The following is a 24194-nucleotide window of genomic DNA, read 5'->3' as shown; positions in this document are numbered from 1 at the left end:
GTAAGAATTATGGAGGAAAAGTATGACGCAATATACCCCTATGATACAGCAATATTTAAAGGTTAAGGCAGACTATCAAGATGCCTTTTTATTTTTCCGATTAGGCGATTTTTATGAAATGTTCTTTGAAGATGCCGTTAAAGCAGCTCATGAGCTTGAAATTACATTAACGAGCCGAGATGGTGGCAGTAGTGATCGTATACCGATGTGCGGTGTACCGCATCATGCAGCTAAAAACTATATTGAACAACTTGTTGAAAAAGGATATAAAGTAGCTGTTTGTGAGCAAGTGGAAGATCCAAAAACAGCTAAAGGTGTAGTGCGCCGTGAAGTAGTACAACTAATTACGCCAGGAACGATGATGGAAGGGCGTACGATTGATGAGAAAGAAAATAACTTTTTAGCCGCATTAACACATTTTGAAGATGGATCATATGCATTAGCTTGTAATGATTTAACGACTGGACAAAATACAGTAACGTTGTTAACAGGTTCAGTAGAAGATATTTTATTAGAAGTGTATGCAACTGGTTCGAAAGAAATTGTTGTAGATTCTTCATTTTCTAAAGATGAATTAAATAAATTAACTGAAACGTTAAAAATGACAATCTCATATGAAGATGCAACGGCAATTCCTGAAGGATTAGAACATCTTGTGAAAAATGTTTCGCAAGCAAAGTTAATTAAAGCAATTGGACGCTTATTTAACTATGTGATAAGAACGCAAAAACGTTCATTAGATCATTTACAACCTGTAGAAATTTATTATACGAATCAATTTATGAAAATTGATGTGCATTCAAAGCGAAATTTAGAGCTGACAGAAACACTTCGAACGAAAGAAAAAACAGGATCATTATTATGGCTATTGGATAAAACAAAAACAGCTATGGGTGGTCGTATGTTAAAACAGTGGATGGAACGTCCACTTATTCAGAAAGAAAAAGTTGAAGAGCGTTTAGAAATGGTTGAAACATTTGTAAATGATTACTTCTTACGTGAAGATTTAAAAGAAAAATTAAAAGAAGTATATGATTTAGAACGTTTAGCAGGAAAAGTTGCATTTGGTAATGTCAATGCAAGGGACTTATTACAGTTAAGACGATCTTTACTTCAAGTACCAGCTATTTTAGAAGCGATTAGTTTGTTAGATAATGCTTATGCAGCAAGGTTAATTCAAGGGGCGGATCCATGTGAGAGCTTAACTGAATTACTAGGAAGAAGTATTCAAGAAAACCCACCGCTTTCTATTAAAGATGGAGATATTATTAAAGACGGTTATAATGACAAGCTTGATCAATATCGTTACGTTAGTAAAAACGGAAAAACGTGGATCGCTGAGCTTGAAAAACGAGAGCGTGATATTACAGGAGTTAAATCGTTAAAAATCGGGTACAACCGTATTTTCGGCTACTACATTGAAGTGACGAAGGCGAATCTTGCAGCACTTCCAGAAGGCCGCTACGAACGAAAACAAACGCTTGCTAATGCTGAACGTTTCATTACAGATGAACTGAAAGAAAAAGAAACGTTAATTTTAGAAGCAGAAGAAAAAATTGTACAACTAGAATACGATTTATTTACAGCGCTTCGTGAAGAAGTAAAAGTATTTATTCCGAAATTACAACATTTAGCGAAAGTAATTAGTGAATTAGACGTACTGCAAAGTTTTGCGACAGTTAGTGAAGAAGAACAGTTTGTAAAACCTGTACTAACAACGAAGCGTGAAATCTTTATTAAAGATGGTCGTCATCCTGTCGTTGAAAAAGTATTGAACGGGAAATTGTATGTACCGAATGATTGTATTATGCCAGAGAAGATGGATGTCTTTTTAATTACAGGACCGAACATGTCTGGTAAAAGTACGTATATGAGACAGTTAGCACTTGTAACGGTTATGTCACAAATTGGTTGTTTCGTACCAGCAACAGAAGCAGTATTACCTGTATTTGACCAAATCTTTACGAGAATTGGTGCAGCAGATGATTTAATTTCAGGTCAAAGTACATTTATGGTCGAAATGTTAGAAGCGAAAAATGCAATTGCAAACGCATCAGAAAGAAGTTTAATTTTATTCGATGAAATTGGACGAGGTACATCTACGTATGATGGCATGGCACTTGCACAAGCGATTATTGAACATATTCATGACCAAATTGGTGCAAAAACGTTATTCTCTACGCATTATCACGAATTGACTGTGTTAGAAGAGAGTTTAGATCAACTGAAAAATGTACACGTTTCAGCAATTGAAGAGAATGGAAAAGTAGTATTCCTTCATAAAATTCAAGATGGAGCAGCTGATAAAAGTTACGGAATTCACGTTGCGCAACTTGCAGAGCTTCCAGATAGCTTAATCGCTCGTGCGAAAGAAGTATTAGCACAACTAGAAGGACAGGAAGAAATTATTATTCCAAAGCGTGTAGAAGTAAAGGTACAAGAAGTTGTTCCAGAACCTGTAGTTGTAAAAGAAGAACTGGCAGAAATACAAGAAAAGAAAGAAGAGACTGAAGAAGAGTCACAACTATCTTTCTTTGGAGGAGACCAATCTTCAAAAAAACAAGACAAGCCTGTGCTTGATCAAAAAGAAAGCGCAGTACTTGCGCAAATTAAAAAAATCGATTTACTTGATATGACACCTTTAGAAGCGATGAACGAATTGTATCGCTTACAGAAGAAGTTAAAGAAAGGATGAGTAAGTAGATGGGGAAAATTCGCAAACTCGATGACCAACTCTCTAATTTAATTGCGGCAGGGGAAGTAGTAGAGCGCCCTGCCTCAGTCGTAAAAGAACTTGTGGAAAATTCTATCGATGCGAATAGTACATCTATTGAAATCCACTTAGAAGAAGCTGGGTTATCGAAAATTCGTATCATTGATAACGGTGATGGTATTGCAGAAGAAGACTGTATCGTCGCTTTTGAACGCCATGCGACGAGTAAAATTAAAGATGAAAATGATCTGTTTCGCATAAGAACACTCGGTTTCCGCGGTGAGGCATTGCCGAGTATTGCCTCTGTTAGTGAATTAGAATTAATTACTAGCACAGGTGATGCACCTGGTACACACCTTATTATTAAAGGTGGAGACATTATAAAGCAAGAGAAGACTGCGAGCCGAAAAGGAACAGATATTACAGTACAAAACTTATTCTTTAATACACCAGCGCGTCTTAAATATATGAAAACCATTCATACAGAGCTCGGAAATATTACAGATATCGTGTATCGTATTGCAATGTCACATCCAGAAGTATCGTTAAAACTGTTTCATAATGAAAAGAAATTGCTTCATACATCAGGTAACGGTGATGTAAGACAAGTACTTGCATCGATTTACAGTATTCAAGTTGCGAAGAAGCTTGTTCCAATTGAAGCTGAATCTTTAGACTTTACAATTAAAGGCTATGTAACATTACCAGAAGTAACGAGAGCATCTCGAAATTATATGTCAACGATCGTAAATGGTCGTTACGTTCGAAACTTTGTACTAATGAAAGCAATTCAGCAAGGATACCATACATTACTGCCAGTCGGCCGGTATCCAATTGGCTTCTTATCTATTGAAATGGATCCAATGCTAGTTGACGTTAACGTACATCCAGCGAAGTTAGAGGTTCGTTTTAGTAAAGAACAAGAATTGCTAAAGCTGATCGAAGAAACATTGCAAGCTGCATTTAAAAAAATACAGCTCATTCCAGATGCAGGCGTAACAACGAAGAAAAAAGAAAAAGACGAAAGTGTGCAAGAACAGTTCCAGTTTGAGCATGCGAAGCCGAAAGAACCATCTATGCCGGACATTGTTTTACCAACTGGCATGGATGCAAAACAAGAAGAACCGCAGGCTGTGAAACAGCCAGCGCAGCTTTGGCAACCGCCGAAACAAGATTGGCAACCACCACAGTCGCTCATAAGAGAAGAGCAAAGTTGGCAACCATCCACTAAACCGATAATCGAAGAACCAATTCAAGAAGAGAAATCGTGGGACAGTAATGAAGAGGACTTTGAACTAGAGGAATTAGAAGAAGAAGTTCGGGAAATAAAAGAGATTGAAATGAACGGGAATGACTTACCACCACTTTATCCAATTGGACAAATGCATGGAACATATATTTTCGCTCAAAATGATAAAGGCTTATATATGATTGACCAGCATGCCGCGCAGGAACGTATTAATTATGAATACTTCCGTGATAAAGTAGGAAGGGTAGCGCAAGAAGTACAAGAGTTACTTGTACCGTACCGTATTGATCTATCTCTTACTGAATTTTTACGTGTCGAAGAACAGTTAGAAGAACTAAAAAAAGTCGGGCTATTTTTAGAACAATTCGGCCATCAATCCTTTATCGTCCGCTCGCATCCAACATGGTTCCCGAAAGGACAAGAAACAGAAATTATCGATGAAATGATGGAGCAAGTTGTTAAACTAAAAAAAGTTGATATTAAAAAGTTACGTGAAGAAGCAGCCATCATGATGAGCTGTAAAGCGTCCATTAAAGCGAATCAATATTTAACGAACGATCAAATATTTGCCTTACTGGAAGAATTACGTACAACAACAAACCCATACACATGCCCACACGGAAGACCGATTCTTGTGCATCATTCTACTTATGAGTTGGAAAAGATGTTTAAGAGGGTTATGTAGAGTGAATAAAATTACTTTTCAAAAGGGAGCAACATTTACTGTTGCTCCCTTTTAATATGTAGATTTAATTGTTAAACGAAAATAAGGTGGAGTAATTTTGCAGTTTATTTCTTGGTTGCGTTAGCTTAAATTTATCTATGTATAAAAAAGCGCTGTATACAGCACTTTTTAAAAGGTGCATGAATTGTATAATAAAGATTTCTACATTACTAACCAAATAACTATGCATGGCCAAATGTTGCTTCTTATTTGGCTAATTGTTATAAGGATCTATACAATTATTTATTTTTATTATTATTGATTTTTTCAGTGTATAGAACTTGCTCTTTATAGTGCTTCTTAATTGGAAAGTTATGTGTACCTGTCCCGTTCTTGAATTTTTTGTCAATGGGGTTCTTTAGAGGAACTGTTGTAGTTTCAGTAAATTCATATGGGTAATTTATTTTAGATTTATCTTCAAACATGAAAATGCCTCCTTTTAGGATCTCCTAAATTCTTTACTATAACATGATATGCATATAGATATTTTTTGGACTAGTTATTTATATAGGTTAATGGAATTTAATTACATAACTACTGAAACATTTTAAAGGAAAACAATTTGAGAAAGAAATGGTATGAATAGCTGTTGGCTCTTATTGTTTTTTTTGTTTGACAGCACAGTGAATTATGTATATAAATTCAATATAGATTGTTTTTATAATATGGTTTATATGGGATTTTCCTGATAATATAATGTGGAATATTATAGTGTTATTAGGTTATTAGGAACATTTAATGCTGTTTCATAACTGAAAGGGAATTGAAAAAAAACTGAAACTTTTCTCATAAAAATTCAATCTAACTTGAAAAATGAAAGGAAAATGAAATTTTCCAAAAGATATTCTTTGTTAAGATAAAAAGCATACATACAAAAAGTATTGATATATCTTAAAAATGTATTTTCAAGATATAGTGGGGGAAAAGATGAGATTAGAAAAACAATTAATAAAAAAGATGTATTATGAAACATTCCTAATGGAGAATGAAACAAAACCAACTCTTGACGTACTTGGACAAGCTTATGTAAACGAAGAAAAAAATGAGATTTCTGATGGGTCTTATATTCGTTTTGCACAAGGTGAATTTTATTATCGTCATCAAGATTTTGAAGCAGCTATTTTTAAATGGGAGAAGGTTAGTAATGAATTAGCACCATGGGCACAAAAAAATATTGCGGATGCTTATTTCGAACTTAATCAGTTATCATTTGCTGAAAATATTTATACTTCTATTACCACTGATAATAAAATATTGATGACCGAAATTAGACTACAATTACTTTCTCTTTACATTGAGCAAAATAATTTTGACTCAGCTTTCGGTGTTATTAAAGAAGCAGTTTCTTTAAATCCTGATTATCCGAATGTCACAAAAATTGCCCGTTCCTTTTATGAGGAACAGCAAGATTTTGATAGTGCAGTAGAGCTTGCTGTGAATGAGTTAATTCGCATAGAATCGTATCCTTGGTTTGAGGTGTTAAAAGGATATATCGATAAAGGGTTTACTAAACATATTTCACCAGACTATTTTTATGATGCATTAGCTACATTAAATAATGTAGATCAAGTACAATTTACGCAAATGGTTTCATCACTCTGGAACAGTTATAAAAATGAAAAAAATTACTTATTGTGGCTTAACACAATAAATGAATTTTTCTTACATATTGAAATACATTCGTCCGATATATGGAACAAAGTTTCTGCTCTTTACGAAGAAACGTACTTTGCATTAATTCAAGGTCAATATACGCTTAGACAATTAAACGATATCATACCAAATCTGTTAGCAAATTGGTTAAAGGTAGTCAATCCATCTTATGCTGTATTTCCATCTGCAGCTGTATTGGCATGGGATGAGATTTTCCCTTCCAAAATAGATTCAGCAAATATAGAACATGCGGAAAACTTATTGTCACATTCTATTAATCATGTAAATGGCTTAGAGTACAGCTTACATCTTTTTGAATCTATTACACAATGGGCACAAAAGCACAATATAGAAATAGGTCACCGATTTAAATGGCTAGTTGACGAGCTCGCAGATTTAAGAACAAATCGTATTTTAGTAACGGGAACTTCAGGAAACGGAAAAACTACATTTATTAACTCTATATTAGGAGAAAATATATTAGAAAAATCAATTTCAAATGTAGTAGTTTTAAAAAATGATGCTCATATAGAAATAAACGCCATAACAGACTCAGCAATTACAACAACGGAAGATGTCTCTGATTACCATAATATGATGTCCCAGCACCATCAAACATATAGAGATAGAGCATGTGTTGAATTTAAATTACCATGCAGATTTTTAAATGAAAATAAACTTACATTTGTAGTGACACCTGGCTTTAATAGGAATAACGACACTAGAGATGAGATATTCGAATATTTAAATTCTGTAGACGAATTACTGTTCGTATTGAATGCGGATTCACCTTTTACTGATAAAGAACGTGACATTCTATTAAGTATTCAAGAACATACGCCAAATTTACAAATTCATTTCTTATTAAATAAAATTGATAACATTTACAGTGAAGCAGAAGTAAAAAGGGTATTACATGATACGGCAGCGAGAATAAACACATATTTCCCACATGCGAGAATTTTCCCTTATTCTTCGTTATATACAAGTAGTCAACAATTAAATGATTTAACTGAGTTTATTCATTTTAACTTTAATCATAAACATATCGATGCAGAACGTACTGAAAAGTTATTATATTTCATTCGAAAAACAATTACATATCTTTTGGGTAAACGTGTTGAGAAAGAAAACAATCTAGTGGATGCTATTAATTGGAATGAAGATATGCTAGTGAAACTAAACGGTAGCATTAATAACCTTACTGCATTTGAGAGGGAAAAAATTCATTTCATTACACAATCATATCGTTCAATGAAGACTGAAATTACGAATGATCTTACTGAAAATATCCCGAAGATATTAAAGAGTTGTTCTAATATAATTAGTGAAGAAAGTGATTTCGGGCACATGGATACGGAACTAAATAAAGCAATGAATGAAAGAGTGCATAAATATTTAGAACAAACTGTACTATCTAATCTTGCTCTTTCTATGCAAAATTGGATTGCAACTTCTAATAATGAGCTTCTTCAAAGTCAAACGTATTTAGAAGAACTTAGTGAAGGGCTTAATTCACTATTTGGAGAAAATAGAATACAGTTAGAATGTGACTTTAAAGTGCTTGATGACTGGCGCAGAGATACTGACAGGATGACGACTAGAATACAAATGGACGAAGTAAATATTTTACGTCGATTTACGCCAGCACAATTTTTACTGAAAAGTGCCGGTAAATTATTTGGAGTTCTTCCTAAAAATAAATCTATGCTATATAACAAATACAAACAGTATGTAGAAAATGAAGATTATACTGAGGTAACGGCTTCTATTATGAAGAAATTTTTCTTGCAATTTGAGCTGTTTGAAAACACACAAGAGCGAGATATTAATATATTCTTTAGGAATCCATTTAACTCCTTAAAGCAAGCTGTAGAAAACACGCATATAGAAATACAAGAAAAACAAGAGATATTACATAAGATGAAATCAAATCCTGAAATCTATCATGATTCTATCATGCTCTTTGAATTGAGATTGCGTCAATGTGAAGTAATTTTAAATATAGGTAATGATAATACCTATACGGATGTAGCTTTAGAAACAAGCGTAGAATAAAAGTAAAAGGGAGCAACTGTAATAAGTTGCTCCTTTTTCATATATAGATTATTTTTCTGTTTCTTTAATTTTAGTTTGTACTTCGCCAGTTTTAATTTTATTGCTTTCTGAGAAGCGTAATAAATCGCCTTCAATAATTTTGTCAGACATTCGTAATTCATTTTGGGCACGTTTAATGAGGGTTTGAGCTTCTTTTTTTGGTAAATCTACAATTTCACCTGTTATACGGTCGTAGAAAGTGTTGTTTTTGTATGCATACTTATCTGTAACGAAGCTACCATCACGTAAAACAACAAAGCCAGTATATTCATCTGAAAACATATCATGGCCAAAACGGATATCATTCGTAGAATCAACACCTAATAAATTTAGAATAGTAGGTTTCATATCGATTTGTCCCGTAGGCTTTGAAATAGTTTGACCTTCTGTTTGTCCAGGAATATGAATATATAAAGGTGTACGTTGTAAATTTAAAGTATCAAATTCTGTTATTTGATCTTTTTCTAAAAACTGTGCCATTGCACGATTATGTTTTTCGGAAATGCCATAATGATCACCGTATAACACAATAATAGAATTATCGTAAAGCCCCTCGGCCTTTAGACGTTCAATAAATTTTTTAATGGATTCGTCTAAGTAACGTGCTGTTACGATGTAACGATCGAATACGCCATTATCAGAGTTGTATGGTTCAATGAATTTTGTATCTTCATCATACGTAAATGGATAATGGTTTGTTAAAGTAAGGAAACGGGCATAGAATGGTTGATTAACAGTTTTTAATATATCTACTGATTGATCAAAGTATTCGATATCTTTTAATCCCCAATTTAAATTTGTTTCTGGTGTGATTTTGTAATCAAGCTCATTATAGTAACGGTCATAACCAAGAGCAGAGTACATAATATTACGATTCCAAAATGTTGCGTTATTCGCATGAAATACAGAAGTGAAATAACCTTGCTGACGTAAAATTTCTGGAGTTGCAGTATAATCATTGTTACCGTGTGTAAAGAATACAGCTCCTCGATTTAATGGATACAACGACGTATCGATTAGAAATTCAGAATCAGATGTTTTCCCTTGACCAGTTTGATGGAAAAAGTTATCAAAGTAATAACTTTCATTTATGAATTCATTTAGGAATGGTGTAACTTCTTGCCCGTTCACTGATGCGCCTATTAAGAAGGTTTGCAAGGATTCAAGAGTGACGACAATTACGTTTTTTCCTTTCGCTGTACCAAACATATTAGGGTTTGGCTCGCTTTGGTTTGCTTTTACGTAGTTTTCAGTTTCTTGTAATTTACTACTATCAGCAAGCGCTTTTTGTGAACCGGCTTTTACTTGCAGTGTTAAGTCATATACTTGGTGAGTATATAGGCCTAAATTTTTGACAAGCATTACTCGGTCGAATGATCTCGTTAATAATTCAGGGCGCTCTTTTTCTGCAAGATGTAGATTCGCAAAGAATACACCAATTGTTAAAAGAAAGTATAACAAGCGTGTAGAATGAGTTACACGTTCTGTTTTAAAGACCAATGATTTCTTTTTTAATAAAATAAAGAAGAAAACAATGTCTACGAATGCGAGTATAATTTTGTAGTTTAATATTTCTATAATACTGCCGCCTAATTGTCCAAAGTTTGAGGTTTGTCCAAGTACTGGTAATGTAACGAAATCACTATAAAAATCATAGAACATTACATTTCCAACGAGTACGATTGTTAATAAGAAATTAATACATAGCGCTATATAATTTCGCTTTTCACCAGTTGAAAATAATGCTAATCCAACAAATGCTAATGATGCGGCTAGAGGACTAATAAACAAAATAAGCTCTTGCGTTGAAGACTCGATTTTTAAATCAAAACTGAATCGCGTAATAAGATATGTTTTTAACCATACTGCTAAAGCCATTATTATAACAAAGCTTATATTTTGCATTTGTAAATTTATTTTATTCTTCATTTTTACACCTTCTTTATACAATTTATTTAACTGAAGTTATATATTATGTTTTTATAACTATTAGAGTGTAATGAACCATTTAGACTCTGTTTTCTAAAGGGAATAATTTGAAGTATTCATATACATACAATGGGGATTTTTAAAGCGTAGTAGCATAAATATAACTCTTTTTGAGAAACGGGCAGAACCAGTCATAGTTGTAGTGAAATTGACTTATAGACATCCTACCATATTAAACACTATGATGATGTTACAAAATATCGAACAAATGAAAGTGAAAATGGATAGAGACTTTTAAAACTGTTGACATTCAATTTATTAGAATTGAATACCAACAGTTTTAAATATGTAGTTATATTACATATGTATCTTGTAAAATTCCGATTTTTTGTCGGTTAATCATTAGCCGGGAAGGATAGGAGGGCTTATTAATATATTTTTACTATATAAGTAAAGTGTTTTGAAATTAGGAATATTTGACTAGAATCTTAATGATAGAAATTAAATGTCAGATAAGTACTTTCCAACATACAGACCACTTGCAGCTGCTTGAGATAATGAGTGCGTAACGCCTGAACAATCTCCAATTAAAAATAGCCCATGTATACTAGTTTCAAAATGATTATTAATTTTTATCGTAGGAGCATAGAACTTTCCATCAATTCCATATAGTAAAGTATGTTGATCAATAGGTTCTTGTATAAATTGTTCTAAACGTAATAAAAATTCTTTGAGCCCTTCAATATATAATTGAGGAATTTCTTGATTCAAATCTCCATAATCCCCCTGTAGTGTAGGCTGTATACGGCTATGTTCCATGCTGTTTTCCGCTGTAGGTTGTTTCTTTAGTAAGTCCTCTAAGCGCTGTATAACAACCCGATCTCGTCCTTGGTTAATGCCTTTAATAATTGAACTTGCGTATACATTTGCTTCTTTGAGAGTTGGAAAATAGCGAGGAATAAATAAAGTGAAATTTAAATTAGAAGTGCCAGTTCCTTGCTCTCGAAAATTTTGACCGTCAGGCATAACTAAACCTTCTTCGTACTTTCGAATGATGCGTCCTTTTGGATTCATACAGTAAGTAGTTGCTGTGAAATGCTCACCTTGATAAGAAAGTTTTGTTTCAAAAGTATCTTTTAATATAGAACGTAATTGATGTTCTTTCATTTCTACTCTAATTCCTAAATCTACACGTGTTTGCTCCTGAGAAATATTTAGGGAACTGCACATTTCTTTTAACCAATCGGCCCCAGAGCGCCCAGTTGCAAATACTAGTTGCTTAGTTTGAACTGTTCCTTGATTTGTATCTATTGTAAAATGATCTTCCTGTTTCAGAATATGTTGTACATCTATATGAAATTGGATCTTTATTTTCGTCAGTAAAAATTCATAGAGCTGCTGAAAAATGTTACTGGAAAGTGTAGTACCAAGATGTCTTACTTCTGTTGTTAGCATTTGTAAACCACACGCTTCAGCTCTCTTAGTGAGACTTGAATTTTCAGTAGAATATTTTGAAACCGAACTTCCACCAAACTGACATAGAATTTCATCTACTTCAGCCATGAGTTGTATAAAACCCTCTTTACCGACTTTTTTCTCAAGTTCTCCGCCAAATCCGTTTGTATAATTAAATTTCCCTTCAGATTTGCCTAAACCACCAAACCCGAAATATTTATCACATGTAGTACAATTACACACTTTTCCTTCGTCTAAAGGACAATGGCGATCTTCTAGCGCTTTACCTTTATCAAGAATTAAAACTTTTTTGTTACTTTTAGCTAGTGAATAAGCCATAAAAATGCTACTTACTCCAGCGCCGATAATTGTAACATCATACATATTCTTTCACCTGCTAACGAATAGTTTGTTTTTTATTTTTCTAGTGTATAACAATTTTATGAAGGTAAGAAATAGCTTTTATTAATAAAGTGGGAGTTTTTGAACTTGATGCTTTATTAATTTCTCCGAGTGGTGGAGTAAATACAAAAATTTTTATTTGAAAGAAGAAATAGTTTAAAAAATCACTATGTCATATGATTAATAACATCTTACATATAAAAAAACAGACCTTTTAAGTGAAGAGGCCTGTTAATGATTTTAAATCTTATTTAGCAAACACATGGTTACCAATTACTGCTACTGTTTGACGTGTCGTAATCCACTTGTCCGTTGATGTTTTTGGATTGTAGAAATAAATCCAGTCTGAATCTACTCCATTTGTGGAGATAGCCTCTTCTATAGCCATTTTTGCTTCTGCACTTGCAGGTTGATTAATTCTTCCATCTGTAACAGGAGTAAATGCATATCCGTATTTAATAGGTTCATAAATAACGCCTGTTATTGTATTTGGAAAACCTTTTGCATTTACACGATTTAGTATAACTTTGGCTACTGCTACTTTTCCTTTATAGGATTCGCCACCTGCTTCAGCGGTAACTAAGCGTGCCATTAAGTCTTTTTCTTTTTGTGAAATACTTGAGTTGATTTTTAAATGTTGTCCTGTATAAAGCTTGTTTCCGACTGTATTGTTAATTTGTTTTATAGATTGGACAGTGACATTATAACGCTTTGCTATCGTTTCTAATGAATCTCCCGGTTGTACTTGATAAATAATTTGTTCAGAAATGTTCGCAGGCTTGGCGTTTTGAGGAACAGTGATTTCATTTGATTTCACGGACCCTGGAATATGTAACTGTTCGCCAATAAAGGTTTTATCGTTTCCTTTATTATTAGCCTGTTTAATGGATTGTATTGAAACTCCGTATTGTTTACTAATGCCCCAAAGTGTATCGTTCTTTTTTACTGTATGAATGGTAGAAGCTTCAGCTGTACTTTGACTACATACGAATGTAATTGCGGCCGCAGATAAAGGAATTATATGTTTTATTTTTAGTAATTTCATTGTAAATCCTCCTAAGAAAAAATTAAGGTGAAACGATTAAGTAATGTAGTTTGAAATGTGTATATGCGTAATATATTAATGTAAGTATATTAGCACATATAAAATAAATAATCACTATAAGTTTCATATTCGTTTAGTGTAGAGTCAGAATATGAAATATTGCATATGAAAATACATTGAAGTTCATATTTCTGATTACTATAATCTATTTAGTAGAAAGGGAATACGTTATAGAATTAATCATTATAGATTAATATAATGATTAATAATTATTAATAGGAGGATTGATGTAATGAAAATATTTCAAAAAATGTGTGCGTCAACTGTAATCATTACAACACTTTTAGGAACAGGAGGCACTATCAATAGTGTATATGCTGATTCTATAGAACAGCAGAGTAAATTAGGGATAGAACAAGAAACAGATAAGCAAATCATTGTAAAATTTAAAGCGGATTTGGATTTGCCATATGAAGATGGTATTGAAAAACAAATACAATCTCAAACGAATGATAAAGTAATAAAAGATCTTTTGACAGAATATCCAGATGTAACATTTACTCGTTTATTCACATCTGTAAGCCCGGAACAAATACAAAACCTTGAAGTGAAAGCACCTAATCATGTATCTACAAGTCTATTAAACTACTATATTCTTCAAAATCAAAATAGTGGGTATGAAGAAGAAATAGTAGATAAGTTAAAGGCATCTTCTTTAATAGAAGATGCGTATATGAAGAAACAAGAGAAAATAATGCCACCTGAAGTGCAATCATCAAGTGTAGCTCTTAATCCTAATAACAATCCTAGATTTAAAAAACAAGGTTATCTTGAAGCAGCCCCATACGGTATTAATGCGCCTTTCGCCTGGGGAATTCAAGGCGGTAATGGAAATGGTATTACTTTTGTTGATATGGAATACGGATGGCTATTAAATCATGAGGATTTATTACATCAAAATATTGAATTAATGTCTGGAAGAAATATAAATCAGCATGTCGGTCATGGGACGTCTGTACTAGGAATTGTATCCTCTGAGGACAATGAAGTCGGGAATATTGGGATTGCGCCAAAAGCGAAAGCAAAGGTTATCTCTCAAATAAGAGATAACGGACAGTATAATACGGCTGATGCAATATTAAGCGCTGTAAATCAGTTAGAAGCTGGGGATGTTTTATTATTAGAGGCGCAAGCATCCTTTGATGGATATGGTGATAAATATTTACCTGTTGAAGTACAACCAGATATTTTTGATGCAATTCGTGCTGGTACAGATAAGGGAATTGTAATTATAGAGGCTGGAGCAAATGGGTGGAATGATTTAGATCAGTTCAAAGATAGAAAAGGTAAGCAAGTCTTAAATCGTAATAGTAAAGATTTTAAAGATTCGGGTGCAATTATGGTAGGAGCTGGCTCTTCATCTTTCCCTCATGAACGTATGTGGTTTTCGAATTATGGAAGCCGTATTGATGTGTACGGATGGGGAGAAAATGTAGATACAACTACAGCCGAGCAAAGTAGAAGTGCTGTAAATCTTTATACTTCAAGCTTTAGCGGAACATCTAGTGCCTCGCCAATTATTGCTGGGGCAGCGACTTTAGTACAAAGCATTGCTAAAGAAAATTTAGGACAACCATATAGACCAAGTGAACTAAGAGCAATATTAAGCAACCAGAGCACAGGAACAAAATCTAAAGATCCATATGCAGATAAAATTGGTGTTTTACCAGATTTGAAGTCTATACTAGTAAACTTAGGTTATGAACAAAGAAAATCAAACGGTGGAAATGAGTTACAAGTAACAGAAAATGAACCAAACAATGAGCCTAGACAGGCAAATAAAGTTAACTTTCATACACCGGTGAAAGGAACGCTACATAATAGTGATAGAGTAGATGTATTTACTTTCCAAATTGACTCACCGGAAAATATTAATATTTCTCTACTAAATGAACAAAATATCGGAATGACATGGGTACTTCATCATGAATCAGATTTAAATAACTATGTAGCATATGGTGAAAATGAAGGAAATGTAGTTAAAGGAACTTATAATGCAAAGCCAGGGAAATATTATTTATACGTCTATAAATATGAGAATAAAGATGGTTCATATGTATTGAACATAAAATAAGCAAAAGGAACTTCAGATGAAGTTCCTTTAAATTTTTCTAATTTAGTATATGTGAATGATTTTTTAACTTTACTTCTATGCAATATTTCATATTGATGAAATGTTATTTATTTTTTATGAACTAGCTTATATTATATTCAATAAGTTTGATGTAAAAACAGAAAAAGTGAGGGATAATAATGAGCAATAAGAAGTTAATTTTGAAATTATTCATATGTAGTACAATATTTATCACATTTGTATTTGCTTTACATGATAAGAGAGTAGTTGCAGCTAGCTCTGTTAATGAGCTTGAAAATTGGTCAAAATGGATGCAACCTATACCTGATAATATCCCGTTAGCACGAATTTCAATTCCAGGAACACACGATAGTGGGACGTTCAAGTTGCAAAATCCGATTAAGCAAGTGTGGGGAATGACGCAAGAATATGATTTTCGCTATCAAATGGACCATGGAGCTCGCATTTTTGATATAAGAGGACGTTTAACAGATGATAATACGATAGTTCTTCATCATGGGCCATTATATCTTTACGTAACACTGCATGAATTCATAAATGAAGCGAAACAATTTTTAAAAGATAACCCGAGTGAAACAATTATTATGTCTTTAAAAAAAGAGTATGAGGATATGAAAGGGGCAGAAGGTTCATTTAGTAGTACGTTTGAAAAAAATTATTTTGTTGATCCTATCTTTTTAAAAACAGAAGGAAATATAAAACTTGGAGATGCTCGTGGGAAAATTGTACTACTAAAAAGATATAGTGGTAGTAATGAATCTGGAGGATATAATAATTTTTATTGGCCAGATAATGAGACGTTTACCACAACTGTAAACCAAAATGTAAATGTAACAGTACAAGATAAATATAAAGTGAATTATGATGAGAAAGTAAAATCTATTAAAGATACGATGGATGAAACTATGAACAATAGCGAGGATTTAAATCATCTATATATTAATTTTACAAGCTTGTCTTCTGGTGGTACAGCATGGAATAGTCCGTATTACTATGCCTCTTATATAAATCCTGAAATTGCAAACTATATAAAACAAAAGAATCCTTTGAGAGTGGGCTGGGTAATTCAAGACTACATAAATGAAAAGTGGTCACCATTATTGTATCAAGAAGTTATAAGAGCGAATAAGTCATTAATAAAAGAATAAAGATGATGAGAGTAAGAAGCGATAAAATATATCGCTTCTTATTTCTTTTCCAATAACCAACAATAGAAATTGTACTTTTATAATAGAAAAAAATAAAAACATAAGATATAATCATACATATAAAATTTGTACCTATAAATTTTATATATGTGAATGAATTTGATTTGTTGTAATGAAATGGAGGTATATACTATGAAGTTTCCACATGATTTTTTATTCGGAGCTGCTTCAGCTTCTTATCAAGTAGAAGGTGCATGGAATGAAGATGGAAAAGGTGTTACGAATTGGGACGAGTTTTCAAAAATTCCTGGCAAAACATACAATGGAACAAATGGTGATGTAGCTGTTGATCATTATCATCGATATAAGGAAGATGTTCGCTTAATGGCTGAGATGGGATTAGAATCGTATCGTTTTTCTATTTCTTGGGCGAGAATATTGCCGACTGGAGATGGAAAGGTAAATGAAAAAGGGATTGAATTTTATAACAACTTAATTGATGAATGTTTAAAATACGGGATTGTGCCGTTTGTCACTTTATATCATTGGGATTTACCATTACCGTTAGAAAAAGATGGTGGATGGACGAATAAAAGAACAGCAGAGGCTTTCGTAAAATATGCAGAAACTTGTTTTAAGGCATTTGGTGACAGAGTTAAGCATTGGATTACTTTTAATGAGACAGTAATGTTTTGTGGATTAGGTTATTTAAAAGGTGCACATCCACCAGGAATCCAAAATGATGTTCCAAAGTATTTTCAAGCGACTCATTATGTATTTTATGCACATGCGAAAACAGTTGCGGTGTACAAGCAGCTGAAACAATATGGTGAGATTGGGATTACACATGTTTTCTTACCTGCTTATAGTGTGGATGATCAAAAAGAAAATATACAAGCAGCAAATCATGCGAATGAATATGAAACGTATTGGTATTATGATCCAATTTTAAAGGGCGAGTATCCGTCTTATGTTGTACAACAATTAAAGGAAAAAGGATGGACTCCTAATTGGACGGTTGAAGAATTAGAAATCATTAAACAAAATGCAGAAGAAAATGATTTTATTGGCTTGAATTATTATCAACCAATACGAGTAGAAAGATACGATATGGATATAAAGAGTGAGGAACATTCTCGAGAAAACTCAACGCTTGCTCCAGGTAACCCTTCTTTTGATGGTTTTTATCGAACAGTTAAAATGGATGATAAAACATATACAAAATGGGGATGGGAAATATCTCCCGAAGGTTTCTTAGAGGGATTGCATATGTTGAAAGCGCGTTACGGTGACATAAAGATGTATGTAACGGAAAATGGACTTGGTGATGAAGATCCAATCATTGACGGAGAAATTGTAGATGTTCCGAGAATTAAATTTATTGAAGCGCATTTAAAAGTAATGAAGCGTGCAATTGAAGAGGGAATTAACTTAAAAGGTTATTATGCATGGTCAGTGATTGATCTTTTAAGTTGGTTAAATGGATATAAAAAGCAATATGGCTTTATTTTTGTCGATCATAATGATAACTTAAAACGTAAGAAGAAACTTTCGTTTCATTGGTATAAACGTGTGATCGAAACGAGAGGGGAAGAGTTATAACAGATAAAAGCGTATTTTAGGAGAAAGTGTATGAGTGCAAAGTATAAACAAATTGCAGATGTGTTAGAGCAAAACATTCGAGATGGGCTTTTTAATGAAACGAAAAAACTACCTACAGAAGAAGCGTTGATGAATCGATTTGAAGTAAGCCGTAATACGATACGTAAAGTAATTAGTCAGCTTGTGAATAGAGGTTATATTTTTCAAGTGCAAGGTAGTGGCATGTTTTTACGCGAAACTTCTGTAACAGATTACATTAATTTAGGAAGTTTACGTGGATTAACGAAAAATCTTGTTTCACAAAATATTGAAACGAAAGTGTTAGAGCTGGAAGTAATAGATGCGGACGAAGAGATAGCAAAGCGGATGCAATGCGAAGCTGGAACTAGGTTGTATTTTTTGAAGCGCTTAAGAATTGTAGATGCTAAACCATTCTCTATTGAAGTAAGTTATTTCAAAAAGGATATTATTCCATATTTGAACGAAGAAATAGCATTAAGCTCTGTATACAGTTATTTCATTGAAGATTTACGATTAAATATTGGTTTTGCTGATAAAGTTATTAGTTGTGAAAAAGTAAATAAAGAAAATGCACAGCTTTTAGAATTAAATGAAGGTGATCCGGCGCTTCTTATTGAAAATACAGTGTATCTTGTAAATGGAACAATTTTTGAGTTATCTCAGTCGATGTTTCATTATGAAAAGGCGAAACTTTTAAATCGAATTAATTTTAAATGAAAAATTATCGTGTGAAAAAAGCAACTGGTCCTAAGTGATCAGTTGCTTTTTATTTTTTAAGTGGATGAGCAAAAAAACACGAAAGTGGTTGGTCCGCTTTTTGCAAACATCTATTATGATAAGAGAAGAAAGGTAGTATGTTATCAACGTTTTAAAGAGGAAGGTTTTTATGTAAGTTCTTTAATTAAAATAGATGGGTCTTAGAGAGGTGAAAAGACAATGAGTTTTGCAATTTCACTAGTCGTTATTATTGTAATTGTATCGCTATTTGGGACTGTACTAGTTGCAAGAAACGTGGAGGAGAATTACGGTAAGTCTACAAAAAGAAATGTGAAAAACTTATCTGCAATCTATATTCTTCTTCTTTTTGTTCTACTGGCCGGGGTAACATGGTACGCGGTAATGATTTAATAGTTTGTAAAAGAACTGAAATGAGAGTATGAAGTTGGAATTTCAGAAGCTATTGAGTAATCAGAAAGAGAACCATTTTGGATATATCCATTTACGGATAAGAAAATGTGACTAATTAATACTATTTTTACGGTGAATACTGTTAGTAAAAAATGAGGATAGTTCGTTTTGAAAGGAGGAAACTAGATGGAATGGAAACCAAATCGTGCAGATAAGACACCTGTATATAAACAAATTGCTGATTATATTGAAAGAGGCATTTCTTCAGGTGAATTTCCTTCTGATAGTAAGTTACCTTCTGAGCGTATATTGGCAAAGGAATTACAGGTGAACCGGAGTACAATAGTAGCTGCGTATGAAGAATTAAAATCACTTGGAGTAGTAGAACGGCAAAAGGGAAGCGGAACACGGGTTAATACAGACATATGGGGTGTCTCACATAAACGAATACCGAACTGGGGTAGGTACGTGGAGGATGGATCGTTCTTACCTAACGTACCACTCGTTCAACAAATTCGAACGGAAACACAAAAAGATGATTTAATTAATTTAGCGAGTGGTGAACTGTCACCAGAATTAATTCCGAGTGATAGATTTCGAACAATTTTGGCGGAGAAAACATTTATGGAAAATCTCGGCTATGACCATCCACTTGGAAATGAGATGTTGAGAAAAACAATTGCAGCACATGTTCAGCAATATAAACAAATTGAAGCAGATTCAAGCTCTATTCTTATTACGTCTGGAGCACAACAGGCGCTTAATCTTATCGTTCAATGTTTATTAAAACCTGGCGATGCGATTGCGATTGAAGATCCTTCATATTGTTTTTCACTTCCAATGTTTAAATCGGCCGGTTTAAACATATTTCATTTACCTGTTGATGAGCATGGAATGAATCCAGATGACTTAATCGATTTGCACAAAAAGCATCGTATTCGTATGGTCTTTTTGAATCCAGATTATCAAAATCCAACAGGTACTGTGCTTTCATTAGCGAGACGTAAAAAGATTTTAGAACTGTCTTCTGAGTTCGGTATACCAATTGTAGAAGATGATCCGTATAGTTTAATTTCTTTTAATGGAGAAGTGAACCCGACATTAAAATCAATGGACCAAAATGGAAATGTTCTTTATATAAGTTCATTATCAAAAATTGTTGCATCAGGATTACGTATTGGATGGATAATTGGTCCTACACGCGTAATTGAGCGTTTAGCAGATGCAAAGCAACAAGTTGATTTTGGCCATAGTGTATTTACGCAGTGGGTAGCAAATCAATTTTTAGAATCAAAGGATTTTCATACACATATTACGATACTTCGTGGACAATTGAAGCAAAGAAGAGATGAATTAATTGCAGAGCTTGAAGGAACATTGGGAGACCGAGTTGAATGTTTCGTGCCAGAGGGTGGAATACATGTATGGTGTAAAGTGAAAGGAAAGTTTGATGAATATCACTTATTAGGTGAATCTATACGGCATGGTGTCGCATTTGTTCCGGGCAGTGTTTTAGGTTCGAAAAATGAATATATACGATTTACGTTTGGTAGAGCGAATATAGAACAAATTCAACTTGGAATTAAACGGTTTGCCGACACGCTAAATGAAATTTCATAATATGGATGTGTAATAGTGAAATGAGGGAAAGAAATGAAGTACGTGATGCTTTTACTTCAAGTAGGCGTGCTATATATATTTAGCTTAGTGGGTACGTGGATTCAGGAAATATTCCATCTATCAATACCGGGAAGTTTAATAGGGATGTTAATGCTGTTCCTGCTCCTTTTCACTCGCATTTTACCGTTAAAATGGTTTGAGTTAGGTGCGGAAAAGTTAATCGTATTTTTACCGTTATTTTTAATCCCTTCGACAACAGGGCTGATGGAATACGGGTCTTTTCTTTTAAGTAAGGGGAGTATTATATTCCTTTTAGTAGTTGCAAGTACTGTAGTAACTTTGATTGTTTCAGGGTATATAAGTCAATTATTAATAACAACAAAAAAATAAAATCGACAAGGTGCACGATTCAAATGGTCTTAATTATTATTACTGTAGCAATTTATTTCTTGGCGACAAAGCTATATAAAAAATTTACGTTTGCATTTACGTTACCGGTGTTAACAGTTACGGCAATTATGATTTGTTTATTTTTCATTTTTGGTATTTCTCATCATGAGTATAGGGAAAATGGAGGAGACATTCTTTCAAGCTTATTGAGCCCTGCAATTGTAGCATTAGCCATACCTCTATTTAAAGAGCGAAAGATACTTATGAAAAATTTTTTATCGATACTTATTGGAGTAGTAATAGGTATAGTGGCTGTAACGAGTATGAATGTAGTGATTGGCGGAATTTTAAATATAGATAAGGAACTTATATTAACTACTTTACCACAGTTAGCAACGATGCCTATTGCCCTATCATTAGCGGATCAAATTGGTGGTATTCCATCTATGACTTCTAGTTTTGTAGTTGTTGCAGGAATAACAGGTGCTATTATCGGACCAACAGTACTTAAGCTTTTCAGTATAACAAGTACGATTGGAAAAGGAGTTGGAATGGGCTGTGCATCACATATTATCGGTGTGAGCCGTTTAGTGAAGGAAGGCGAGAAAGAGGCGACAATCGGTTCGGTAACGATGATTGTAACTGGAATACTCATTAGTATACTAATACCGTATGGAACGAAATTTATTTTTTAAATGTAATGGAGATGATAACAATGACAACATGGTTTATAGTTACATTATTTGTTTTTGGAGCTATTAAAGTATTAGTTTCTAGCATGCCCACTTCTGTTGTAGAATCAATTATTAGTAGATTTGAATTGCATCAAAAGCTTGAGGCGGAAAATACTTCTATATCGATAGATGGAAAAAATATAGAGGGAGAAATGAAACTACAAGTTATTCATGAATTTAATGAGGCTTTGTTTTTAGATAAACATTATTTCCCGCCGCACGGAGAAGGGACACCAATAGTCATTGATACGAAGAAAGGGAATAAAGAGATTAGATTTTCGCTATATAGCTATGAAGAACATGTTGATGTCATTAAGCAATATAAGAAGAAAGTCGTTGCCTATCGTTTACGCTCTAAAAGCCTTCAAACACTGGCACCATTAGCAATAATGGAAGAGTATGCTTAAGAAGGGACCTATAATGGTCTCTTTATTTTTTTATCCAATTATATACGTTCCAAATAAAAGAATAAAAAATCATATAACCAAATAAAGAATATGTATGGTTCCAATTCGCACTATGTACAAATAAATCTAAACTTTCAGCAATCTGTTCAAAAAGGCTAGCGCAAATACCGATCGAAATAATAAATAGAATTCTAGAAACTTTAGATAATTTTTTTGAAATGTGTATAAAGATAACTGTTAAAATCGGTAGTACGAACAATGTAAAAGCTATATTAACTGAAAATGTGGATGAGAAGGGTCTAGCTGGAAAGGAATATATTTGTTTATGAACAAAAAAAGCATCTAAACAAGTTCCAATAATAGAAGAGAGAAAGATTGTAACTACTAATGCTAGAAACTCATTCTTCTTCTCGGAGGAGGACATTTTTCTTTGCGAGAATTGCGAGTTCAATTTTTTCGAGTGTTTTGCAGTAGTCTTCTGTAATTTGTCCATTTATATTTTCCTCCTTATCAACTAAGTAATTTACAACTTGCCAATCGGTAAACCAATCTTCACTGTCAACTTCTTCATGCTTCATATCTCGCCATGCATAGATGAGTGAAGGACTGTATATACGATAAGCGCCAATTCGCAACTGGCATTTCTTTATTCGGCGCTTATAAAACTCACGGGAAAAAGATTCATTTACACTTGAAAATAAATGGGGCCAGTAATCTTTCCTTGATCCTGTATGCGGATGATGTTGGGCCCAGCTTATTATTTGAGATAAAACATGTGTATCTCGAAATAATAATGAATACAATCTTTTTCCAATTAATATTCGTTCATGTAAGGAAGTGAAATGTTTCATTGTATCACCAAATAGTAATACTTTTTGTTTTTTATCATTTTCGTAGAATGGGAAAAGGATATGATTAAACTGAAAGAAATCAAAGAGTTTAAATCCAATACTATTTAGTACAGTCTTTTTAAATTGTACATTTTGAATCACTCTTTTTTCTAAGTAGTTTTGTTCATTAACAATAGTTGCAATCGCTAATGTTTTTTTGTTGCCTGTTTTCCAAAAATCGTTCCACATCGTTTCCATAAATGTAGAAACATTTAGGTGAGGGAGAAGGTGAAATAACTTTTGTGATCTCTTTACACTTTGTTCGTAAAGTAAAAATTGAGGGTATACATCTTGGAAAATAAGCCAATTCCCTCTTTCTAAAAAAGAAAAAAATATGAATTGATCTTTCTCTGATAAAATTCTCGTATATAAATCGCCCTTTAAATCAGTCATATTCCAACCGCCGTTACGTGATACCATATGCCCAAGCAGTGCCCAATGTATTTCTGGATATTGAATGTAAAATTGGTAGTATGCGCGTGTTCTTGTAACATTATTTTTATTTAGCTGTTCTGTTTGTATTTTTATTTTGTTGATGATGAGTTGCTCTTCTTTCGTTAATTTATACATGGTATCAGAAGGAATAAGTTTGCTTTTTTGTTTCAATTCATTTTTTACATCGAATAGGGAGAGAGGCAGTGCTTTGGAAGGTCCGTTATATGTATGATATGAATTGTTTCGGTCCATTCCGTTACCTCCCTTTTTCATAAATTTAAACATGATTATTGGCTATGAATCATTCTATTTATTTTATTACGAGTATAAGAAATAAATGAGCGGTGTTTTTTTACAAGGAATTTATTTATCATGCAAACAGTATAAAAAATCTTAC

18 protein-coding genes are annotated in these 24194 nt (G+C 33.2%); 12 read left to right on the top strand and 6 right to left on the bottom strand.

Features of this window, described 5'->3' with window-relative positions:
• Nucleotides 1–22: 22 nt before the first annotated feature.
• Together mutS and mutL are read left to right on the top strand one after the other, a co-directional pair.
• Nucleotides 23–2695, top strand: coding sequence for a DNA mismatch repair protein MutS (mutS, locus tag QCI81_RS05795; RefSeq protein ID WP_071729829.1), 2673 nt, complete (start codon nucleotides 23–25; stop codon nucleotides 2693–2695).
• Nucleotides 2696–2703: 8 nt separating this feature from the next.
• A complete protein-coding gene (gene mutL, locus QCI81_RS05790) occupies nucleotides 2704–4647 on the top strand; it encodes a DNA mismatch repair endonuclease MutL (protein ID WP_353810640.1) in 1944 nt (647 codons plus the stop codon).
• Nucleotides 4648–4925: 278 nt separating this feature from the next.
• Here mutL and QCI81_RS05785 read toward each other — a convergent pair whose 3' ends face one another.
• Nucleotides 4926–5111 (bottom strand): hypothetical protein, encoded by a 186-nt coding sequence (locus tag QCI81_RS05785; protein WP_000461138.1) that lies wholly within the window; start codon nucleotides 5109–5111, stop codon nucleotides 4926–4928.
• Between the two features lie 502 nt (nucleotides 5112–5613).
• Here QCI81_RS05785 and QCI81_RS05780 point away from each other — a divergent pair.
• Nucleotides 5614–8397 carry a dynamin family protein gene (locus QCI81_RS05780; protein WP_071729831.1) on the top strand — a complete coding sequence of 928 codons (2784 nt, stop codon included), beginning with the start codon at nucleotides 5614–5616 and terminating at the stop codon, nucleotides 8395–8397.
• Nucleotides 8398–8445: 48 nt separating this feature from the next.
• Here QCI81_RS05780 and QCI81_RS05775 read toward each other — a convergent pair whose 3' ends face one another.
• From QCI81_RS05775 to QCI81_RS05765, 3 genes are all read right to left on the bottom strand, one after another.
• Nucleotides 8446–10365 (bottom strand): LTA synthase family protein, encoded by a 1920-nt coding sequence (locus QCI81_RS05775; protein WP_071729833.1) that lies wholly within the window; start codon nucleotides 10363–10365, stop codon nucleotides 8446–8448.
• Nucleotides 10366–10866: 501 nt separating this feature from the next.
• On the bottom strand, nucleotides 10867–12204 hold the full coding sequence (locus QCI81_RS05770; RefSeq protein WP_071729835.1) for an NAD(P)/FAD-dependent oxidoreductase: 1338 nt from the start codon (nucleotides 12202–12204) through the stop codon (nucleotides 10867–10869).
• A gap of 265 nt (nucleotides 12205–12469) precedes the next feature.
• On the bottom strand, nucleotides 12470–13267 hold the full coding sequence (locus QCI81_RS05765) for a cell wall hydrolase (protein WP_071729837.1): 798 nt from the start codon (nucleotides 13265–13267) through the stop codon (nucleotides 12470–12472).
• A 292-nt stretch (nucleotides 13268–13559) separates the two neighbouring features.
• Between QCI81_RS05765 and QCI81_RS05760 the strand changes: the two genes are divergently transcribed.
• From QCI81_RS05760 to QCI81_RS05720, 9 genes are all read left to right on the top strand, one after another.
• The gene (locus QCI81_RS05760) at nucleotides 13560–15401 is read left to right on the top strand and encodes a S8 family peptidase (protein WP_071729838.1); all 1842 of its coding nucleotides are present in this window, start codon (nucleotides 13560–13562) and stop codon (nucleotides 15399–15401) included.
• A 179-nt stretch (nucleotides 15402–15580) separates the two neighbouring features.
• Nucleotides 15581–16570, top strand: a complete 990-nt coding sequence (gene plcA, locus QCI81_RS05755; protein ID WP_000066297.1) for a phosphatidylinositol diacylglycerol-lyase — start codon at nucleotides 15581–15583, stop codon at nucleotides 16568–16570.
• A gap of 192 nt (nucleotides 16571–16762) precedes the next feature.
• Nucleotides 16763–18172 carry a glycoside hydrolase family 1 protein gene (locus tag QCI81_RS05750; RefSeq protein ID WP_000671628.1) on the top strand — a complete coding sequence of 470 codons (1410 nt, stop codon included), beginning with the start codon at nucleotides 16763–16765 and terminating at the stop codon, nucleotides 18170–18172.
• A gap of 30 nt (nucleotides 18173–18202) precedes the next feature.
• Nucleotides 18203–18910 carry a GntR family transcriptional regulator gene (locus QCI81_RS05745; RefSeq protein ID WP_001274912.1) on the top strand — a complete coding sequence of 236 codons (708 nt, stop codon included), beginning with the start codon at nucleotides 18203–18205 and terminating at the stop codon, nucleotides 18908–18910.
• 219 nt (nucleotides 18911–19129) lie between these two features.
• Nucleotides 19130–19321: a hypothetical protein gene (locus QCI81_RS05740; RefSeq protein WP_000006458.1), complete on the top strand. Its 192-nt coding sequence runs from the start codon at nucleotides 19130–19132 to the stop codon at nucleotides 19319–19321.
• A 186-nt stretch (nucleotides 19322–19507) separates the two neighbouring features.
• Nucleotides 19508–20941 (top strand): MocR-like pyridoxine biosynthesis transcription factor PdxR, encoded by a 1434-nt coding sequence (gene pdxR / locus QCI81_RS05735; RefSeq protein WP_071729842.1) that lies wholly within the window; start codon nucleotides 19508–19510, stop codon nucleotides 20939–20941.
• A gap of 33 nt (nucleotides 20942–20974) precedes the next feature.
• Nucleotides 20975–21331, top strand: coding sequence for a CidA/LrgA family holin-like protein (locus tag QCI81_RS05730; RefSeq protein ID WP_071729844.1), 357 nt, complete (start codon nucleotides 20975–20977; stop codon nucleotides 21329–21331).
• Nucleotides 21332–21354: 23 nt separating this feature from the next.
• Nucleotides 21355–22026 carry an LrgB family protein gene (locus QCI81_RS05725; RefSeq protein ID WP_065229232.1) on the top strand — a complete coding sequence of 224 codons (672 nt, stop codon included), beginning with the start codon at nucleotides 21355–21357 and terminating at the stop codon, nucleotides 22024–22026.
• Nucleotides 22027–22046: 20 nt separating this feature from the next.
• Entirely contained in the window at nucleotides 22047–22472 is a 426-nt protein-coding gene (locus QCI81_RS05720; protein WP_071729846.1) for a YfmQ family protein, read from the top strand.
• A 22-nt stretch (nucleotides 22473–22494) separates the two neighbouring features.
• Here QCI81_RS05720 and QCI81_RS05715 read toward each other — a convergent pair whose 3' ends face one another.
• Both QCI81_RS05715 and QCI81_RS05710 read right to left on the bottom strand, forming a co-directional pair.
• On the bottom strand, nucleotides 22495–22896 hold the full coding sequence (locus QCI81_RS05715) for a CBO0543 family protein (protein ID WP_071729848.1): 402 nt from the start codon (nucleotides 22894–22896) through the stop codon (nucleotides 22495–22497).
• Nucleotides 22871–24049 (bottom strand): DUF2515 domain-containing protein, encoded by a 1179-nt coding sequence (locus QCI81_RS05710; protein ID WP_071729849.1) that lies wholly within the window; start codon nucleotides 24047–24049, stop codon nucleotides 22871–22873. The genes QCI81_RS05715 and QCI81_RS05710 overlap by 26 nt, the downstream gene beginning before the upstream one ends.
• Nucleotides 24050–24194 lie beyond the last annotated feature (145 nt).

The organism is Bacillus cereus group sp. MG20 (genome assembly GCF_040459885.1).
Lineage (GTDB): Bacteria > Bacillota > Bacilli > Bacillales > Bacillaceae_G > Bacillus_A > Bacillus_A cereus.
The sequence above is the reverse complement of the archived record's forward strand: the minus strand, read 5'-3'. Positions and strand labels throughout refer to the sequence as shown.

Bases quoted from the DNA above. Each gene is read 5' to 3' on its own strand.
- mutS (WP_071729829.1), top strand. From the start codon at position 23: ATGACGCAATATACCCCTATGATACAGCAATATTTAAAGGTTAAGGCA.
- mutL (WP_353810640.1), top strand. From the start codon at position 2,704: ATGGGGAAAATTCGCAAACTCGATGACCAACTCTCTAATTTAATTGCG.
- QCI81_RS05785 (WP_000461138.1), bottom strand. From the start codon at position 5,111: ATGTTTGAAGATAAATCTAAAATAAATTACCCATATGAATTTACTGAA.
- QCI81_RS05780 (WP_071729831.1), top strand. From the start codon at position 5,614: ATGAGATTAGAAAAACAATTAATAAAAAAGATGTATTATGAAACATTC.
- QCI81_RS05775 (WP_071729833.1), bottom strand. From the start codon at position 10,365: ATGAAGAATAAAATAAATTTACAAATGCAAAATATAAGCTTTGTTATA.
- QCI81_RS05770 (WP_071729835.1), bottom strand. From the start codon at position 12,204: ATGTATGATGTTACAATTATCGGCGCTGGAGTAAGTAGCATTTTTATG.
- QCI81_RS05765 (WP_071729837.1), bottom strand. From the start codon at position 13,267: ATGAAATTACTAAAAATAAAACATATAATTCCTTTATCTGCGGCCGCA.
- QCI81_RS05760 (WP_071729838.1), top strand. From the start codon at position 13,560: ATGAAAATATTTCAAAAAATGTGTGCGTCAACTGTAATCATTACAACA.
- plcA (WP_000066297.1), top strand. From the start codon at position 15,581: ATGAGCAATAAGAAGTTAATTTTGAAATTATTCATATGTAGTACAATA.
- QCI81_RS05750 (WP_000671628.1), top strand. From the start codon at position 16,763: ATGAAGTTTCCACATGATTTTTTATTCGGAGCTGCTTCAGCTTCTTAT.
- QCI81_RS05745 (WP_001274912.1), top strand. From the start codon at position 18,203: ATGAGTGCAAAGTATAAACAAATTGCAGATGTGTTAGAGCAAAACATT.
- QCI81_RS05740 (WP_000006458.1), top strand. From the start codon at position 19,130: ATGAGTTTTGCAATTTCACTAGTCGTTATTATTGTAATTGTATCGCTA.
- pdxR (WP_071729842.1), top strand. From the start codon at position 19,508: ATGGAATGGAAACCAAATCGTGCAGATAAGACACCTGTATATAAACAA.
- QCI81_RS05730 (WP_071729844.1), top strand. From the start codon at position 20,975: ATGAAGTACGTGATGCTTTTACTTCAAGTAGGCGTGCTATATATATTT.
- QCI81_RS05725 (WP_065229232.1), top strand. From the start codon at position 21,355: ATGGTCTTAATTATTATTACTGTAGCAATTTATTTCTTGGCGACAAAG.
- QCI81_RS05720 (WP_071729846.1), top strand. From the start codon at position 22,047: ATGACAACATGGTTTATAGTTACATTATTTGTTTTTGGAGCTATTAAA.
- QCI81_RS05715 (WP_071729848.1), bottom strand. From the start codon at position 22,896: ATGTCCTCCTCCGAGAAGAAGAATGAGTTTCTAGCATTAGTAGTTACA.
- QCI81_RS05710 (WP_071729849.1), bottom strand. From the start codon at position 24,049: ATGGACCGAAACAATTCATATCATACATATAACGGACCTTCCAAAGCA.